Source organism: Pseudomonas sp. NY15372 (genome assembly GCF_048068215.1).
GTDB lineage: Bacteria > Pseudomonadota > Gammaproteobacteria > Pseudomonadales > Pseudomonadaceae > Aquipseudomonas > Aquipseudomonas guariconensis_A.
In genome coordinates, this window is record NZ_JBLUPY010000038.1 from 24,705 (window position 1) to 42,123 (window position 17,419).

General features: G+C 65.7%; 14 protein-coding genes. 7 read left to right on the forward strand and 7 right to left on the reverse strand.

Annotated elements, in window-relative coordinates:
- Window positions 1-6 precede the first annotated feature (6 nt).
- The 5 genes from ACNFG0_RS19525 to ACNFG0_RS19545 all read left to right on the forward strand — a co-directional run bounded on the left by ACNFG0_RS19525 (window position 7) and on the right by ACNFG0_RS19545 (window position 6,114).
- Complete coding sequence (locus tag ACNFG0_RS19525; RefSeq protein ID WP_416766068.1) at window positions 7-1,686, forward strand: FAD-binding protein; 1,680 nt, start codon at window positions 7-9, stop codon at window positions 1,684-1,686.
- Window positions 1,674-2,429 carry a glucose 1-dehydrogenase gene (locus ACNFG0_RS19530; RefSeq protein ID WP_196143525.1) on the forward strand — a complete coding sequence of 252 codons (756 nt, stop codon included), beginning with the start codon at window positions 1,674-1,676 and terminating at the stop codon, window positions 2,427-2,429. Before ACNFG0_RS19525 ends, ACNFG0_RS19530 begins: the two co-directional genes overlap by 13 nt.
- Before the next feature lies 1 nt (window position 2,430).
- Window positions 2,431-3,516, forward strand: a complete 1,086-nt coding sequence (locus ACNFG0_RS19535) for a 2Fe-2S iron-sulfur cluster-binding protein (RefSeq protein WP_416766069.1) — start codon at window positions 2,431-2,433, stop codon at window positions 3,514-3,516.
- Window positions 3,517-3,728: 212 nt separating this feature from the next.
- The gene (locus ACNFG0_RS19540; RefSeq protein WP_416766071.1) at window positions 3,729-4,475 is read left to right on the forward strand and encodes an SDR family NAD(P)-dependent oxidoreductase; all 747 of its coding nucleotides are present in this window, start codon (window positions 3,729-3,731) and stop codon (window positions 4,473-4,475) included.
- Between the two features lie 67 nt (window positions 4,476-4,542).
- Window positions 4,543-6,114 carry a FadD3 family acyl-CoA ligase gene (locus tag ACNFG0_RS19545; protein ID WP_416766072.1) on the forward strand — a complete coding sequence of 524 codons (1,572 nt, stop codon included), beginning with the start codon at window positions 4,543-4,545 and terminating at the stop codon, window positions 6,112-6,114.
- Window positions 6,115-6,249: 135 nt separating this feature from the next.
- On the opposite strand, the gene ACNFG0_RS19550 is transcribed toward ACNFG0_RS19545, so the two are convergent.
- Window positions 6,250-7,128: an SDR family NAD(P)-dependent oxidoreductase gene (locus ACNFG0_RS19550; protein ID WP_196154223.1), complete on the reverse strand. Its 879-nt coding sequence runs from the start codon at window positions 7,126-7,128 to the stop codon at window positions 6,250-6,252.
- Between the two features lie 2 nt (window positions 7,129-7,130).
- A complete protein-coding gene (locus ACNFG0_RS19555) occupies window positions 7,131-8,864 on the reverse strand; it encodes an FAD-binding protein (protein ID WP_416766073.1) in 1,734 nt (577 codons plus the stop codon).
- A gap of 286 nt (window positions 8,865-9,150) precedes the next feature.
- Here ACNFG0_RS19555 and ACNFG0_RS19560 point away from each other — a divergent pair, with 286 nt between their 5' ends.
- Window positions 9,151-10,686 carry a DUF1302 domain-containing protein gene (locus tag ACNFG0_RS19560; protein WP_328305035.1) on the forward strand — a complete coding sequence of 512 codons (1,536 nt, stop codon included), beginning with the start codon at window positions 9,151-9,153 and terminating at the stop codon, window positions 10,684-10,686.
- Window positions 10,687-10,710: 24 nt separating this feature from the next.
- On the forward strand, window positions 10,711-12,093 hold the full coding sequence (locus ACNFG0_RS19565; protein WP_416766074.1) for a DUF1329 domain-containing protein: 1,383 nt from the start codon (window positions 10,711-10,713) through the stop codon (window positions 12,091-12,093).
- 205 nt (window positions 12,094-12,298) lie between these two features.
- Here the strand turns inward: ACNFG0_RS19565 and ACNFG0_RS19570 are convergent, their stop codons facing one another.
- From ACNFG0_RS19570 to ACNFG0_RS19590, 5 genes are all read right to left on the reverse strand, one after another.
- Window positions 12,299-13,264 (reverse strand): acetyltransferase, encoded by a 966-nt coding sequence (locus ACNFG0_RS19570; RefSeq protein WP_196143517.1) that lies wholly within the window; start codon window positions 13,262-13,264, stop codon window positions 12,299-12,301.
- Between the two features lie 10 nt (window positions 13,265-13,274).
- On the reverse strand, window positions 13,275-14,063 hold the full coding sequence (locus ACNFG0_RS19575) for an SDR family oxidoreductase (protein WP_196143516.1): 789 nt from the start codon (window positions 14,061-14,063) through the stop codon (window positions 13,275-13,277).
- Window positions 14,064-14,091: 28 nt separating this feature from the next.
- On the reverse strand, window positions 14,092-15,264 hold the full coding sequence (locus ACNFG0_RS19580) for a sulfotransferase family protein (RefSeq protein ID WP_416766076.1): 1,173 nt from the start codon (window positions 15,262-15,264) through the stop codon (window positions 14,092-14,094).
- A complete protein-coding gene (locus ACNFG0_RS19585) occupies window positions 15,264-16,373 on the reverse strand; it encodes a DUF1214 domain-containing protein (RefSeq protein ID WP_416766077.1) in 1,110 nt (369 codons plus the stop codon). The genes ACNFG0_RS19580 and ACNFG0_RS19585 overlap by 1 nt, the downstream gene beginning before the upstream one ends.
- Before the next feature lie 103 nt (window positions 16,374-16,476).
- On the reverse strand, window positions 16,477-17,419 hold a 943-nt coding region (locus tag ACNFG0_RS19590; RefSeq protein ID WP_416766078.1), incomplete at its 5' end, for an RHS repeat-associated core domain-containing protein.

Sequence of the window (17,419 nt, forward strand, 5' to 3'; positions counted from 1 at the left end):
GCAGCCATGACCTTGCAAGCGGTGCAGGCACCGCTTCGCGTCGACAGTGCCGAGCAATTGCAATGGCAGCAGCGCGCCGACCTGGTGGTGGTGGGCTTCGGCGGGGCCGGGGCCTGCGCCGCCATCGAGGCCGCCAGCCGTGGCCTTTCGGTACTGGCCTTGGAGCGCTTCGCTGGCGGCGGCGCCACGGCCCTGAGCGGCGGCGTGGTGTATGCCGGCGGTGGCACGCCGCAACAGCTGCAGGCCGGTTATACGGACAGCAGCGAGGCGATGTTCGAGTACCTGCGCAAGGAGGTCGGCGACGCAGTGAGCGAACAGACCCTGCGCACCTTCTGCGATGCCAGCCTGGAGCAGTTGGCCTGGCTGGAGCGCCAGGGTGCGGTGTTCGAAGGCAGCATGGCGCCGCACAAGACTTCCTACCCCAGCGACAGCTACTACCTGTACTACTCAGGCAACGAGGCGGTGCCGGCCTACGCCGTGGATGCCGCTCCGGCCCCTCGTGGCCATCGGACCAAGGGCACCGGCATGTCCGGCTCGGCCCTGTTCCGTGCCTTGGCCGACAGCGCCCGGCGCCGCGGCGTACGCGTGCGTACCCAGTGCCAGGTACGACGCCTGGTGGTCGACCGAGAAGGCCAGGTACTGGGCGTCGAAGCCTGGCAACTGCCCGCAGGCAGCCGCGCCGCGCGCCAACATGCGCGCCTGACGCGCTGGGCAGCGGCGGTGCACATGTACGCCCCAGCGGTTTCCGCGCGGCTGCGCGCACGCATGCACCGCATCGAACAACAACACGCCCTACCCCTGCTGGTGCGTGCCGATCACGGCGTGCTGTTGGCCAGCGGCGGCTTCGTGTTCAACCGCCGATTGCTCGGCGAGCATGCCCCGCGCTACCTCGCCGGCCTGCCCCTGGGCAGCAGCGGCTGCGACGGCAGCGGCATCGAACTGGGCCGCAGCGTAGGCGCCAGCCTGGGGCGTATGGACAAGGTCAGTGCCTGGCGCTTCATCAACCCGCCGATGGCCTGGGCCAAAGGCATGATCGTCAACGCCCGGGGCGAGCGCTACTGCAATGAAGAGCTGTACGGCGCCACCCTGGGCCATGCCATGGTCGAGGAGCAGGACGGTCGCGCCTTGCTGATTCTCGACCGCAGCTTGCGCAACCAGGCATTGCAGCAGGTCGGGCCGGGCAAGGTGTGGTCGTTCCAGCGCCTGCCAGTGCTGCTCAACCTGCTGTTCAACTGCCGCCGTGGCAACACCCTCGAGCAGCTGGCCCAGCGCTGCCGGCTGCCCGTCGAGGCCTTGCGCCGCAGCATCGACGCCTACAACCGCGCCGCTCACGGCGAGCTCGCCGACCCGCACGGCAAGTCCGCATCCATGCTCCATGACCTGGGCCAAGGCCCCTGGTACTGCCTGGACCTGTCCTACGACAGCCGCCTGTACCCCTGCCCAACCCTGACCCTGGGCGGGCTGCGGGTGTGCGAACAAAGCGGCCAGGTACTCGACCCGCAAGGCCAGACCATCGATGGTTTGTACGCGGCCGGCCGCTGCGCCGTGGGCGTGGCCTCCAACCTCTACGTTTCCGGCCTGTCCCTGGCCGATTGCGTCTTTTCCGGCCGGCGCGCCGCAGCCCATGTGGCTGGCGTGGCCGCCAGCCACCGAGCCCCACAAGGAGAACAACCATGCAACGTGTAGAAGGCAAGGTCTGCCTGGTCACCGGCGCCGCCAGCGGCATCGGCCGCGAAGATGCCCTGCTGCTGGCCCGCGAGGGCGCCCGGGTGGTGCTCACCGACCTGAACGAGGAAGCCGGCCGCCAGGCCGCTGCCGAGATCGGCGAGAACGCGCTGTTCATCCGCCACGACATCGCCAGCGAAAGCGACTGGCAGCGGGTGATCGCCACCACCCTGGAACACTTCGGCCGCCTCGATGTGCTGGTCAACAATGCCGCCATCCTGGCCACCGGCACCATCGAGGACACCAGCCTTGAGCTGTGGCAGAAGGTGCAGAAGATCAACGGCGATGGCTACTTCCTGGGGTGTAAGTACGCCATCGAGGCCATGAAGAAGACCGGCGGCGGCTCGATCATCAACATGTCGTCGGTCGCAGCCCTCGGCGCCATGCCGATGTTCTGCGCCTACTCCGCCTCCAAGGGCGCGGTGGCGGCCATGACCCGCTCCATCGCCCTGCACTGCAAGCAGCAGGGCTACCGCATCCGCTGCAACAGCGTGCACCCGGATGGCGTCAACACACCGATGACCCAGGCCCTGGCCGGCGGCCAGCCGATTCCCCAGGAGCTGCTCGACCAGGACCCGATGAACCGCATGTGCGCCCCGCGCGACATTGCCAATGTGGTGCTGTTCCTGGCCAGCGACGAGTCCCGCTTCGTCAACGGCGCAGAACTGCGGGTGGACAATGCGCAACTGATCAGTGGCATCTGACATGAGCATCCAGGCTGCTGCAGACCAGGCCCGGGCCAGCGCATCCCCTGCCAGCGACTTGCGCCTGCAGGTGTGCGCGGTGATCGACGAGACCGCCGATGCACGCTCGCTGGTATTCGACGTGCCCGAGGCGCTGCGTGGGCGCTTCGCCTACAAACCGGGGCAGTTCCTGAGCTTTCGGGTGACGGTGGACGGCAAACGCCTGACCCGCTGCTACTCGATGTCCAGCTCACCCTGGACCGACGCCCGGCCCAAGGTGACCATCAAGCGGGTCGAGGGTGGCCGGGTATCCAACTGGATGAACCAGCACGTGCAGGTCGGCGACTGGCTCGAGGTACTGCCACCAGCCGGGCATTTCTGCATCGACCCGCGCCAGGCTGCCGACGCCAGCCGGCCCCTGGTGCTGTTCGGCGGTGGCTCCGGTATCACGCCGGTGTTTTCCCTGCTCAAGGCCGTGTTGCACAGCGGCCAACGCCCGGTGTTGCTGGTATATGCCAACCGCGACGAAGCCTCGGTGATCTTCCGCGACGAGCTGCGCGCCCTCGCCAAGGCGCACCCAGAGCAGTTGCAGGTGGTGCATGTGCTGGACTCGGTGCAGGGCTTCGTCGATGCCGCGCAGGTGCGTCAGCTGGTACGCCATTGGCGCGGCGCGGACTACTTCATCTGCGGGCCGGGGCCGTTCATGGACACCGTGGAAGGAACCCTGCTGGCCTTGGGCGAAGCACGTGATGCCATCCATGTGGAGCGCTTCGTCTCGCCACCCGACCCGGACAGCCAAGCGGCCGTGCCGGTACAGGTCGAAGGTGCAGGGTGCGAGCTGCTCATGGTGGAACTCGATGGCGTGACCCACGAGATCGTGCCGCGCCCAGGGGATACCTTGCTGCAAAGCTGCAAGGCGGCCGGGCTGGATGTGCCGTTTTCCTGCGAGGAAGGGTTCTGTGGGGCGTGCATGTGCACCGTGGAGGAAGGCCAGGCGCAGCTGGCGCGCAACGATGTGCTCAGCAAGGCGGAGCTCGAGGCCGGGTGGACTTTGGCATGCCAAGGGCACCCGCAAGGGGCGCGGGTGCGATTGAAGTTTCCGGTTTGAGATCGAGCGGGGTTGCGTTGCAGCCCGCGCCTACAGGTACCCCGCTGCCTCAGGGCTTGCAGACATACCTGGAGCGGGCTTGTCCCGGGCTTGTCCCGCGATTGGGCCCTCGCGGACTGGCATAGTCCCTACAGACGATCCAGCCCACCACCATTGCAGGTAGACTCGCCACAGCAGCAGCTCCACAACAATAAAAGGACAGAGGTTCGAATATGGCTCGTTTGCAAAACAAGGTCGCGGTGGTCACCGGCGGTGCGTCGGGCATCGGCCTGGCCTGCGTGCGTCGTTTCAGCGCCGAAGGCGCCCAGGTGGTCGGGCTGGATGTCGGCCAGGCACCTGCGGACTTCCCCGGCCTGTTCATGAATCTGGATGTACGCAACGAACAGCAGGTGCAACAGGTGATGGCCGAAGTCATCCAGCGCTTCGGCCGCCTCGACGTGCTGGTCAACGCCGCCGGCGTCGCCAGCCAAGGCAGCGTCACCAGCGCCAGCACCGCCGACTGGCAGCGGGTCTTGGACATCAACCTGACCGGCAGCATGCTCACCAGCAAATACGTGCTGGGGCAGATGCAGGCCCAGCGCAGCGGCTCGATCATCAACATCGGCTCGATCTTCGGCCTGCAGGGCTGCGACGGCAACGTCGCCTACAACGTCTCCAAGGGCGGGATCAACCAGCTGACCCGCAGCATGGCCATCGACTACGGCCACGCCAACATCCGCGTCAACGGCCTGTGCCCAGGCCTGATCGAAACGCCGATGACCAGCATGGTCCGCGAACAGCAGGCGTTCCATGACTTCTTCGCTTCGCAGCACATGCTCAGCCGCTCCGGCCAGCCGGAGGAAGTGGCCAATGTCGCGCTGTTCCTCGCCTCGGACGAAGCGTCCTTCGTCAGCGGGCAGATGATCGCTGTGGATGGCGGCTTCTCCGCCGGCCGCCGCTTCGCCCCGCCCAGCGTCTGATCCATTCGGCCGGGCCCGGTGCCCGGCCCTCCCCTTCGTTCATCGATCCTCTGCCTGAGGAGGCCACATGCCGTCCGTGGAAAACGCCCAGACCTTCCCGCAACTGTTCGCCCTGGCCGCCCAGACCTATGGCGAACGCCCAGCCATCGAAGACACCGGCCAACCCATCAGCTACCAGCGCCTGGACCAGTTGCGCCGCCAGGCGGCGCGCGCCCTGCTGGCCCTGGATGTGCCGGTGGCGGCGCGGGTGGCGGTGTGGGCGCCCAACCTCTGGGAATGGATCGTCGCCGCCGGTGCCCTGCACAGCGTCGGCGCCACCCTGGTGCCGCTCAATACCCGCATGAAAGGTGCCGAAGCGGCCCAAGTGCTGCGCGACAGCGACACCTGCGTACTGTTCTGCATCAGCCGCTTCCTCGACACCGACTACCCAGCCATGCTCGCCGACCAGACGCTGCCCGCGCTGCGCCAGGTCATTCACCTGCGCCCCCAGGGCGAGGTGGCCGACGGCCTGGCCTGGGACGACTTCCTCGCCCTGGCGGGCCAGGTGAGCGAGGCTCAGCTGGCTGAACGTGAACAGCGGGTGAACGGCGACACCCTGTCGGACCTGCTGTTCACCTCCGGCACCTCGGGCAAACCCAAGGGCGTGATGAGCAGCCATGGCCAGAACCTGCGGGTGGTGCGCGACTGGAGCGCGATCGTCGGGCTGCAGGCGGGGGACCGCTACCTGATCGTCAACCCGTTCTTCCACTCCTTTGGCTACAAGGCCGGCTGGGTGGCGGCCCTGATGCGCGGTTGCACCCTGTTGCCGCAGCAGGTGTTCGACACCCAGGCCCTGCTCGACTGCATCCAGCGCGAGGGCATCAACGTGTTGCCCGGCCCGCCTACCTTGTACCAGTCACTGCTGGCCCACCCGCAACGGGCCGAGTACGACCTGGGCTCGTTGCGCATCGCCGTGACCGGCGCGGCGTCGATCCCGGTGGAGATGATCCGGCGCATGGGCAGCGAGTTGGGCTTTGCCACCATCGTCACCGCCTACGGCCTGACCGAGGCCTGCGGCTTCGTCACCATCTGCCGTGCCGGCGACAGCGCCGAACGGGTCGCCACCACCTGCGGGCGAGCAATGCCGGACGTGGAAGTGCGCTGCGTCGACCCGCAGGGGCAGCCGGTGCCGGCCAACCAACCGGGCGAGGTGCTGGTGCGCGGCTACAACCTGATGCGCGGCTACCTGGACGACCCGAAGGCCACCGCCGAGGCGATCGACGCCCGGGGGTGGTTGCATACCGGGGACGTGGGCGTGCTCGATGAACACGGCTACCTGCGCATCACCGATCGGTTGAAGGACATGTTCATCACCGGCGGGTTCAACGTCTACCCGGCGGAGATCGAGCAGACACTGGTGCGTTACCCAGGTGTCGCTCAGGCGGCGGTGATCGGTATTGCCGACGAGCGCCTGGGCGAGGTGGCCATGGCGTTCCTGTTGCCGGTACCGGGGCAGCGTATCGACGAGGCGGTTTTCCTGGCCTGGTGCCGCGAGCAAATGGCCAACTACAAGGTGCCGCGGCGGGTTCGGGTGCTCGACAGCATGCCGCTCAATGCCACCGGGAAGGTGGCCAAGCAGGTATTGCGCGAGTGGGCGTGAATGACGGGGGCGCTATGGCGCCCCGATCTGGTGTTGTCTGTACTGGCCCTATCGCCGGCAAGCCGGCTCCCACCTGTCCTGCGCTGTTTCAGACTGTGGGAGCCGGCTTGCCGGCGATAGGGCCGCAAGGCCCGGTCAGATGACTCGAGCCGGATGCTGCTGGCGTGGCTCACCCAGCATGGCGCGGTGTGACGGCGGCTGGCGCCCGCCCGCCTCGGTGATGCCATAACGCGGCGCGATTTCGGCGCTGATCAGCGTCTGCCCACTGTAGTCGGCCAACTGCGGGTCATTGAGTAAGGCATGGATCAAGCGCCCGTTGAACTGCGGCGTCTCGGCATTTTCCAGGAACGCCCGGTACTGCTCGCCATGCTGCTCCCCGGCGATGCGTGTACGTTCGGTCAATTGCGGGCCCAGCCACAACGACACCGCGGCGACCCCTCGCCCTTCGAAATCGATGGCCATGTCCGCCGCCAGCTTGTCGCTACCGGCCTTCTGCGCCCCATAGGCCGGGCCGTGCATGTAGCAGCCGGCACCGAAGGACGAGGTGAAGCACACCAGCGCGCGCCCGCTGCGCAGCAACAAAGGCGCTGCATGGTAGCTGGCGACATACGCCGAGCGCAGGCCGACATCGAGGATGCGCACCAGCGACAGAGGCTTTTCCCAGAACGGGCCCGGCTCGATCAACTGGTCGTGGATATGGGCGACGTTGTTCACCAGCAGGTCCAGCTTCCCGCATTCACGGTCGATGCGCTCGAACAGCGCGCGGATCTGCTCATCGTCACCATGATCGCAGGCCACGGCGATACCGCGCCCCCCGGCCGCATCGATGGCCGCCGCCGTACCCTGCAGGTCGCCCTCCAAGGCCTGGCCGTAGAGCGTCGAACCGCCCTGCCCCTGCTGCCTGCCGGTGACGTACACGGTCATGCCAGCCTCGCCCAGGGCCAAGGCAATACCGCGCCCGACCCCTCGGCTGGCGCCGGTTACCAATGCGATCTGTGGCATATCTGTCTGCATGCTTACCTCCCGGTGAGGGCCAAGGTCGACGGACCTTGACGTTGTTGGCTGTCGGCACGGATATGCTCGGCCGCCAGGTAACCAAAGGTCATGGCAGGGCCCAGGGTGGCGCCGGCACCGGGGTAGGTCCGGCCCATCATCGAGGCGGCGCTGTTGCCGATGGCATACAGGCCCTGGATCGGCTTACCGTCCTGGTGCAGCACCTGGGCATGAGCGGTGGTGAGCAGGCCGCCCTTGGTGCCGATGTCGCCGGCATCCACCCGCACCGCATAGAACGGCGCCTTGTGCAGCGGGGCCAGGCACGGGTTGGGCTGCACGCCGGGGTCGCCGTAGTAGCGGTCGAACAGCGACTCGCCCTTGCCGAAGTCATCGTCACGCCCGCACACCGCCATGGCGTTGAAGCGCGCCACGGTGCGGCCAAGGCCCGCGCCGTCGACCCCGATCAGCGCCGCCAGGGCGCCGAGGTCGTCGGCCTTGTGCAGCACCTTGCGCAGGTGTTCGGGCAAGCGCCAGTCGGGCTGGGCATAGCCTGGCAGCAACGGCCCGCAGGGGTATTTGCGCCGGTAGTCGGCATCGAACACCAGCCAGCACGGCACGCTGGTGGCGCCTTCGCGGTTGTGCCGGTACATGGCGTAGACGATGTCGCTGTAGGGCGCGCCTTCGTTGACGAAACGCTCGCCCGCAGAGTCGACCAGGATGCAACCGGGCAGGTTGCGCTCGATGAATAGCGCACGCTGTTTTTCCTCGCCCGGCACCTGCACCGTGGGTGCCCACCAACTGTGTGCCATCAGCGCCGTACTGGCGCCCACGGCCTGGGCTGCACGGATGCCATCGCCGGTGTTGCACGGCGGGGTCGCGCTCCACTGGGCCTGTGAAGGTTGCGGGTGGTGCTGCGTACGCATCGCCTGGTTACGCTCGAACCCACCGGCCGCGATGATCACGCCGTGACGCGCCTTGATGTTCAGCCATTGCCCGTCACGCAACACGCGGGCACCGCCGATGCGTTCACCGACGATCAGCAGTCGCTCGAGCTGGCAGTTCAGCCACAGCGGCACGCCACGGTCGAGCAAGGAGCAACGCAGCGCACCGACCAGGGCATTGCCCAGGGTCAGGAAGCGGTCACGCCGCGACAGCTTGCGCCCCTCGCGGTCACGCCAGTAGCGCCACAGCACCTTGGCGGTCAGGCCCAGCCAGCCCTTGCCGCGGCACAGCAGCACCCGGGCTTCCTTCATGGTCATGGCCATGCGGCCCATCATCAAGGTGCCAGGCGATGGCGCGCGCATGCGCAGGAATTCCTCGCCCAGGGCCGCGGCGTCGAAGGGCAGCGGGTCCATGGAGCGATAGCCGGGCTTGCCGCCGGGCATATGGGGGTAATAGTCGGTGTACTGGGCCTGGGCTTCGAAGCGCACGCGGGTGTCGCGTTCGAGGTATTCGACCATGGCCCTGGCATGCTCGACATAGGCCTCGATACGCCCATCGTCGACCTCGCCGTGGGTCACCGCCTTGAGGTAGGCCACCGCCTCGGCCCGGCTGTCTTCGCCTCCCAGCGCGCGAATGCGGTGGTTGTCGGGGATCCAGATACCGCCGCCGGACACGGCCGAGGTGCCGCCGTACTGCTCGCTCTTCTCGATCACCAGCGTATCGAGGCCCAGGTCATGGGCACGCAGGGCTGCGGTCATGCCGCCGGCCCCCGACCCGATCACCAGCACATCGCAACATTCGTCCCACCTGATCATGCGGACCTCCTCGGGGCAGACAGAACCACGGCCCACGCCGAAGAAGGCGGCCGGGGCGCCTGAAGGATTGTCCGGCGCCCCCTGTGACCCGGCATCGTCCAATGGGACTACCGGGTCACGGGCTGCTACGCGTAGTCCACTTGGACGATGTTGCTGCCAAGGCTGCGTCCCATAGTCGGCCCTGCTCCACCTCCCAAAACCGGAACGTCGGTCGGGCAGGCAATGCCCGCGCATGAGGACGACAATGATAAAAACAACAATCGCCCCCCACCCTGTTAACACGTACGTGCGTCTTTCCCTGTTGCTGTTGGCCGGCGGCCTCAGCCAGCAGGCCAGTGCCTTGTCCTTCCAGCCCAGCGACGACCTGAGCGTTGATTGGGACACGACCCTGAGCTACAGCCTTGCCTGGCGTACCGAGAAGCGCGACCACAAGCTGGTGGCCAACGCCGACGGCAACGATGGCGACAACGCATTCGACCGAGGCAGCCTGATCACCGACCGGGTGGGCTTCCTCACCGAAGCCAACCTGCACTGGCGCGAGAACTACGGCCTGTTCATGCGGGCATCGGGTTTCTATGACCGCGTCTATGACCGTGGCAACGACAACGACACCGGTACCTCCAACTGCTTCGCCAGCGGCGTGTGCAGCCGCCCCGACCGCTTCTCCAAGGACACCATCGACCAACACCGCGACGACCTGCGCCTGCTCGATGCCTATGCCTACGGCACCTGGGACATGGCCGGGCACAACCTGAACCTGCGCGTGGGCGACCAGGTGGTGAGCTGGGGTGAAAGCCTGTTCTACCCCGGCGTCTCCGGGGCCCAGAGCCCGGTGGACGCGACCAAGGCGACCACCCCGGGCGTCGAGGTCAAGGAAGTGCTGCTGCCGGTGGGCCAGGTTTTCGGCCAGTTGAGCCTCACCGACGAGCTGGATGTAGAAGCCTACTACCAGTACAAGTGGGAGAAGACCGACCTGTTCGGCGTGGGCAGCTACTTCTCCACCACCGACTACATCGACCGCGGTGGTTACAGCGATGCCAGCGGCTTCGTCAAGCGCCTGAAGGACGACGAGCCCAGCGACAGCGGCCAGTATGGCCTGGCGCTGCGCTATAGCGCGGCCTCGCTGAACAACACCGAGTTCGGCCTGTACTACGTGCGCTACCACGACAAGACCCCGACCCTGGACTTCCAGAGCGACCTGGGCTTCTACCGCGCCCGATACTTCGACAACATCGACCTGTACGGCGCAAGCTTCGCCACCGTGCTGGGCGACACCAGCCTGGCCGGTGAAGTGAGCTACCGCGACGGCCAGCCGGTGATGGTCGACAACGGCTTCTCCAGCGCCGTCAGGGCCAAGACCTTGCAGGCGCAGGTTTCGGCGATCCATGTGTTCGGCCCCAGCGCCTTTGCCGACAACACCACCCTGACCGGCGAACTGATCTACAACACCGTGCTCGACAACGACACCTCCGATCCGCTGACCCTGGCGCCTGGCTTCTCCCTGCCCGGCACCGATTCGCTGGTGGGCGACCGTGACGCCTGGGGCTACACGGTGCAGGTCAACCTTGACTACAACGACGTGTTCAGTGGCTGGGACATGTCGGTGCCGATCAACTTCAGCACTGCCGCCCAGCACGACAGCGCCTTGACCGGCTCGATCAACTACGGCCAGGGCGACGACCGTGCCAGCATCGGCACCACCTGGCGCTACCTCGGCAACTTCACGGTCGAGGCGCTGTACAGCGCGTACCTGGGCAACGCCAACAATTCGCCCTGGGCCGACCGCGACAACATCGCGCTCAACTTCAAGTACCGCTTCTAAAAGCCCTGACGGAGGATCACCGAAATGTCTGATCTCAAGCACCCCTGGTTGCGTACCACGCTCGCGATCGCCCTGCTCGGCAGCAGCCTGGCTTTGCAGGCCAATGTCAGTGGCACTGACGCCACGACCTTGGGCCCGGACCTGACCCCGATGGGCGCCGAGCGCGCTGGCAACGCCGACGGCAGCATCCCGGCCTGGACCGGTAAATGGCGCGGCACGCCGCCCCAAGTGAAGTTCGCCGGCCCCGGCACGCCCTACCCAGACCCGTACGCCAACGAAAAACCGCTGTTCGTCATCACCGCGCAGAACATGGACCAGTACGCCGCCAACCTCACCGACGGCCAGAAGGCGCTGTTCAAGCGCTACCCGAATTCCTTCAAGATGCCGGTCTACCCCAGCCACCGGGATTTCCGCGTCGACCCGCAGACCGAGGCGGCAATCGCCCGCAACGCCCAGACCGCCAAGCTCAGCAGTGACGGCAACGATGCCCTGGATGCCTTCGGCGCCTCGCCGTTCCCGGTGCCCAAGAACGGCAACGAGCTGATCCTCAACCACACCATGCAGGCCCGTGCGGTCACCGAGGAGGCCAACTACAACCAGGTGGTGGTATACGCCGACAACAACCGCGTGCTGGAGAAGGTCAACTACAAGATCTATTCGCTGTGGTCGGACCCCAAGCAGAACGCGCAGAGCACCAATGGCGTATTCACCGACTTCCTGCTCACGACGCTGGAGCCGGTGCGCAAGAAAGGCGAGATCGTGGTCGGCCATGAGTTCATCAGCGCGGCCGCCCAGCCGCGCCAGGCCTGGCAATACACCCCTGGCCAGCGCCGTGTGCGCCGTGCACCGACGGTTGGCTATGACTCCCCGACTGGGGCAGGTGGTTTCCGTGTCTATGACGAAGACCGCCTGTTCAACGGTGCGACCGACCGCTACGACTGGAAGATCGTCGGCAAGAAAGAAGTCTACATCCCCTACAACAACTACAAGATCGACAGCCCGGACGTGACCCAGGCCGACATCATCAATGCCGCCGGCCACATCAACCCGGACCTGATGCGCTACGAGAAGCACCGTGTCTGGGTGCTGCAGGCGACCCTCAAGCCGAGCGCCCGGCATATCTATGCCAAGCGTACGTTCTACATCGACGAGGACAGCTGGGCCGCGACCCTGGCGGACAACTACGATTCCCGTGGGCAGCTGTGGCGCACCAACATGCAGACTTCGGTGTATGCCTATGACATCCAGCGCTTCCATGCGCGCCTGGGGCTGTATCACGACCTGATCGCTGGGTCGTACATGGTCGACCGCTTGCTCGACGACCAGAAGCCGGCCAAGCTCAACGCTAGCAACTTCGGGCCTGACGAATTCACCCCAGGCAACCTGCGCAAGCTGGGTACGCGCTAAACCTCTCCAGCCTAAGCCCCCGGCCCGAAAGGCCGGGGGTTTTCTTTTGCCTGGGGATCGTGGGGCTGCGTTGCAGCCCTTTCGCGGCGCAAGGCCGCTCAGCTGCGAAAGGGGCCCCCGGCAATTTCCAACCTGGAACAAGAACGCCCCAGGCTGGCCGGCCCGGGGCGTTCTTGTCTCGAGGGCTTCATGCCCTGGGTTTGGCTCAACCGGGGTAACAAGCCACCAACCGATCCGCAAGCTCAGGCAGTTGCTCTACGCCCAGCCGATTGATGCCAGCCGCACGAACGCGTCCACCGCCACTGGGGAATTGCCTGCAAAATGCATCGGCAGACCATACCGCACCCTCCGGCACCCGCAGGCTGAACATCCAGTCACCATCGGGCTTGGCACTCAACAACCCCAGCGCGCGCCCTGGCGCGGCCGCGGCAAGGCTGTTGGCCAGCACGCCGCTGACCCGACGGGCCCACGCCTGCGCCGGCAGACGGAACAGGCGCATGCCCGCCCCCTCGCGCCAGGGCGTCAACCCCTCGGCGGCGGCCATGTCGGCTGCGTACCCCGCGCGCAGCACCGCGAAAGTCTCGCTATCGCGCATGAAGTCCAACGGGTCGGCATAGGGCCGCAGTTGCTCGGCCAGGGCCAGCGGTTCGAAATGCAGGTCGGCCAGACTGTCGCCATAGGCGTTGTAGTTGAGCAACTGGCCCAACTCCGCCAGGGCCGCTACATCCGCCTCGAGCAACCCATGGCGCTCGGCCAGTGCCCTGGCCGGCCCCGGCATGCCATCGCCAAAGGCCGCGACCACCGCCCAACGGTGCGCCCTACCCTGCAACCAGGCATCGACCAGCAAGCTGGTGCACACGTGGGCGGCGGTATCGATATGCGCCTCGAAGGCCGGGTGCTCGGGCAGTTCGCCTGGGAAGTGATGGTCGAAATAGCGCACCTGGACGCCATCGGCGAGCAGGCGCTGGACGTCTTCGCGATTTTGTTCGTGGGCGATGTCGAGCACGGTCACCCGTTCGCCGGGCCCTGCCTGCACCCGTCGCAGCAGCGTGATGTCGCGCTTGACCCCGCTGACCAGGCGCACCGCCGGGTCGAGCTCGCCGGCCAGGCGCAGTTGCTGCAGGGCGCACAGGCCATCGGCGTCGCCATTGAAAGCACAATGATCGATCATGGCGGTGCCCTCAGCTCATCAGTTCGCCGCCATTGGCATCGAGCTGCGCACCGTTGATCGCGCTGGCGTAATCCGATGCCAGGAACAGCGCTGCACGGGCACACTCGTCGTCGGTGCGCATGCGCCCGCCAGGGATGCTGGCGCTGAATTCGGCCTTGGCCTGCGCCTCGCTGATGCCCCGGGCTTCGGCGCTCTGGCGTACCACTGCCTGCACCGGCTCGCCCCACATCCAGCCACACGCCAGGGCATTGACGCGGATGCCGTGCACCGCCTGTTCGCTGGCCAGGTAGCGCACGCTGGCGGTGAGCGCAGCCTTGGACGCCGAATAGGCCGCGCCGCCCTGGTAGGGCTTGCGCACGCCCAGGGTGTTGATCATGACAATGGCGCCCTCGCCCTGTTCGCGCATGGCCGGCAACACCGCCCGCGACATGTTCAGCGACCCCAGCAGGTTGACCTCCAGGGCCTCGCGCAGTGGCGCGTTGTCGGCCTCGTCCACGGCCTGGAAGCCGCCGTGGGAGAACGCACTGTTGACCAGCGCGTCGATGCGTCCGAATGCCTCCAAGGTGGCCTTGGCGAAATGCGCACAGGCAGTGGTGTCGGTGATATCGGTCGGCACGCACAGCACCTGGCATTCATGGCCCAGGGCGAGAATGCGGGTACGCGCCTGCTCCAGCCGCTCGGCGCTGCGGGCGCAGATGGCCAGGGCGCGAGCGCCTTGGTGCGCAGCCTCCAGGGCCAGCTTGATACCCAGGCCCGGGCCTATCCCGGAGATCATCACGACCTTGTCTTTCAATAGCATGGTGGTTTTCCTTCTTGTTGTTGTGGTGTCAGGCGTTGGCCCGCAGGTGACGGGAACGGTACTCGGCATAGTCGCGCTGCAGGATGGCCTCGCTCAGGCCAAAGCGTTCGGGGCTGTACTGGTGGCTGGCGCGCTTCTCGCGGCCATTGTCGGCCAGCCAGCGAACGATCGCGTCACGTGCCGTGGCGCTCAGCTGCAGGCCGGCGAACTGGTAGATGCGCTCGACCACAGCCAACGGCTGGCCCACGGTGTCCTCGAAATGGATATCCAGTACCCGCCCTTCGGGCAGGGTTTCCCGCACGGCCATGGCATGGCGCATGGCGCGCGCCATGCGGCGGTTCCACTGCTCACCCACGGCCTCGGCGTCGGCATGATCGCTGTACAGTTGCCACAGGGTATGGATGAAGCTGGCCAGCGATGGGATGGTGCTGGCCGGCTCGCGGTGGGTGAGGATGACCTGGGCGCCCGGGAATACCTTGAACAGGAGCTCCAGGGTATGCAGATGCTGCGGGCTCTTGAGCAGCCAGCGCCGGCCTGGGGCGACACCCCGCAGCCCCTGCTGCCACTGCAGGAACTGCAGGCAGCGCTTGAGGTACTGGTAGACCTGGGTCTGGTCCTGGCGGTCGAGCCAGGCGGTGTAGCTGGGCACGTTGACATAGGAGTCCATGGCACAAAGGAAGCTGTGCTCCATCAGCATGAACTCTTCATCGGCCTGCTCGGCGTCCAGCGGGTGGATGGCCAGCAATTGCGGCAGGAACTCGACCATCGATGCGACTTCGGCACGCGCCTTCAGGATGCGTGCCTCGGGGCAGGCGGGGTCCTCGCCGGGAAGGGGCGCCGGGTAGCGTGTCTCCCACCACAAGGCTTTGCTGAACTGCGGGTCGACCGCCAGGGTACGTTGCAACAAGGTGGTGCCGGTACGCGGCAGGCCGACGATCACCAATGGGTCGTCGATGGGCTGTTCGAGGATCTGCGGGTAGCGCGTGCAATGGTCCTCCACCACCAGGCGGTTGACCAGTTGCGCCAGCAGCTTTTCGCGCAGCATCGCGCGCCCGGCCACGGACAACCGAGCCTCATGCTCCAGCGCCTCGGCCAGCACCGCCAGGCCTTCGCGGAAGTTGCCCGGGCCGAAGTCCTGCAGGCCTGCGGCACGGGCACTGGCTTCGGCCATCAGCCGTTCGGGGGCGAATTCATTGATCATCAGGCAAGCTCCTTCAGCGCGTGCAGCCTCACGACGCGGGTAGTGGGGTGTACCGGGGTTTTCGCGCCAACCCAGCGCAGGCACAGGGTGCCGTGGGGGTGGTCGGCGGTTTGCAGCCAATTCGCAAGGCCCGGGTCCCGGGCGCTGAGCACCATGCGCAGGCCGCCGTTGGCGTCCAGTTGCGCCGAATGCTTGTTCAGGCAGATGCGGTGGTAGCGGTAGTCCAGCGACTCCATCCAATAGTTATTGATCTGCAGGTTCCAGAAATCGCACTCAGGCACTTGCTCCACCTCGATCAGCAAGGCTTCGTCGTCGGCCAGGGCCCAGTAGGAGTGGTAGTAGAAGATGTTCGGGTCGCCCCCTACCGACTGGCACAGCGGCTGGTCGGCCGGCGGCAGCTGGTTGGCATGGGCTTGGTAGCCCTGGGCCCAGTCGGCGAACAGGCGCGCGGTGTTCTCGACGAACGAGGCGGCACGTTGCAGGCCTTGCTGCAGGAAGGCCGGGTCAAGTGGCGGGGGAACCTGGTCGCCATCCAGGCGCTCGATACGCAGCTGAGCCGGTTGCTCGGTGGCGCGGTTCAGGAACGTCTGGCGCACGATCAGGGCGTTGCTTTCCGGCTCCAGGCGCAACCAATTGCCGGTGGCCTGTGGGTGTTGGCTGAGGATGATCTCGAAGTTGCCGCCTGCGTCCAGCTGCAACTGGTTGGCATCGATGAAGCCGGTCTGGATCATCTTGCCGTTGGTTTCGTAGCCGCCTTTCTGGGTGCCGAAACTCAAATAGGCGACGCTGCCGCGCTGGCCGCTGACCCGGTAGCGCTGGGCACCGTTCAGGCGGGCATAGCGGTACAGGTTATCGGGGTTGTCGGCGCCGATCTTGGCGGTTTCATGGGAGGGGGTGATGAAGCCTGGGAAGTCCGGGTCGGCGAACTCCAAGTGCATCTCCAGGGCGATGCGCAGCAGGCGCGTGAGGTAGCGAAAGCCTTCGGCGCGGGTTTGCGCATCGGCAGGCGCCTCGGCGCGCATTATTTGCTCGCCGCTGCGTCTTAACTGCTCGCAGAACTGGGTCCAGGTTTCGCCGCTGCATACCTGCTCGGTGGGGTCGTTGGCCATGATGGTCTCCGTGGGGGGGCGGGGTGCCGCCAGTGGGGAGACCATAGGAACAGCGGCCATCGGGCACTACGTCCGAGCGGACTAAAATGCACGGCCGGAAGAATCAATATGATGTTCTTTTTTGCTTGGCGGCGCTGATGAAATTGGCCATCCGCTGTGGGCCATCCTTCCCCATTCGGTTATAAAAGCGGCGCGTAGAAGGAAGCACATCCTCTAGCAGGCCTGCCTCTATGTATTTTTCATCATTCGGGTTGGCACCAATGATGCTCCCATCCGGGCTGGTACTGACGGCAATATAATGTGTCCGAGTCTTGAAGCCGACCTTATAGATCGGGCGGGCGGAATCACGCCCGTGTGCCTTGCCTTGCTCGCCGACCAACTCGCCTAGGGTAACCGCTTTGATAACGAGTTCCTTCATATCTCTATCTGATCTAACACCCACCTCTTTAAAATCGTCACTATGGTTTTCTCTAATATGCTTCCATCCTTCGCCTTTCGATTTGTCCCCTGCCTTACCGGCCCAACCGGTGAGCAAGAATACAGGTTTCCACTCCGTTTTACTTCCAGGTTTTTTTACCTGCCTTTTACCATATGCCTCGGTGTTCGCGTCTTCAGCAAGGGCATTTCTGGACTTGACCCAGCGTTTCAGACTCTCTGAGGCATCGTCTTTCAGTGCATAACTTGGCCTCTCTATTAAGCGCTCTGCAACGGGCTGCTTGTTTTTCTGTCGTTTCCTCGTGACTGTGTTATATCCGACACTACCTACGTCTTCATTGGCATTGCTTTCCATCAACCCTTGTTCGTCGAGGCGCGTTACCGGATTGTTTTTTACCATTCTGTACAGATTCAGCCCGTCCACTGTACCGGCCGGATCCGTGCTCAGCCATCGACCTATCCAGGGTTGGTAGTATCGATACCCGTAGTAATACAGCCCCGTGGCATCGCGCTCTTTGCCGGAATAGCGCACGGTCTTGAAGCGGGCCTCGACCTCATTGCGCGCAGCCCATACTGCGGTGCCGCCAAAGGGGTAATACTCTTCCTGGCTG

What these genes read in the sequence shown, in the direction of transcription:
- ACNFG0_RS19545 (WP_416766072.1), top strand. Translation starts at nt 4,543, where the DNA reads ATGCCGTCCGTGGAAAACGCCCAGACCTTCCCGCAACTGTTCGCCCTG.
- ACNFG0_RS19535 (WP_416766069.1), top strand. Translation starts at nt 2,431, where the DNA reads ATGAGCATCCAGGCTGCTGCAGACCAGGCCCGGGCCAGCGCATCCCCT.
- ACNFG0_RS19585 (WP_416766077.1), bottom strand. Translation starts at nt 16,373, where the DNA reads ATGGCCAACGACCCCACCGAGCAGGTATGCAGCGGCGAAACCTGGACC.
- ACNFG0_RS19525 (WP_416766068.1), top strand. Translation starts at nt 7, where the DNA reads ATGACCTTGCAAGCGGTGCAGGCACCGCTTCGCGTCGACAGTGCCGAG.
- ACNFG0_RS19550 (WP_196154223.1), bottom strand. Translation starts at nt 7,128, where the DNA reads ATGCAGACAGATATGCCACAGATCGCATTGGTAACCGGCGCCAGCCGA.
- ACNFG0_RS19580 (WP_416766076.1), bottom strand. Translation starts at nt 15,264, where the DNA reads ATGATCAATGAATTCGCCCCCGAACGGCTGATGGCCGAAGCCAGTGCC.
- ACNFG0_RS19565 (WP_416766074.1), top strand. Translation starts at nt 10,711, where the DNA reads ATGTCTGATCTCAAGCACCCCTGGTTGCGTACCACGCTCGCGATCGCC.
- ACNFG0_RS19570 (WP_196143517.1), bottom strand. Translation starts at nt 13,264, where the DNA reads ATGATCGATCATTGTGCTTTCAATGGCGACGCCGATGGCCTGTGCGCC.
- ACNFG0_RS19530 (WP_196143525.1), top strand. Translation starts at nt 1,674, where the DNA reads ATGCAACGTGTAGAAGGCAAGGTCTGCCTGGTCACCGGCGCCGCCAGC.
- ACNFG0_RS19575 (WP_196143516.1), bottom strand. Translation starts at nt 14,063, where the DNA reads ATGCTATTGAAAGACAAGGTCGTGATGATCTCCGGGATAGGCCCGGGC.
- ACNFG0_RS19555 (WP_416766073.1), bottom strand. Translation starts at nt 8,864, where the DNA reads ATGATCAGGTGGGACGAATGTTGCGATGTGCTGGTGATCGGGTCGGGG.
- ACNFG0_RS19540 (WP_416766071.1), top strand. Translation starts at nt 3,729, where the DNA reads ATGGCTCGTTTGCAAAACAAGGTCGCGGTGGTCACCGGCGGTGCGTCG.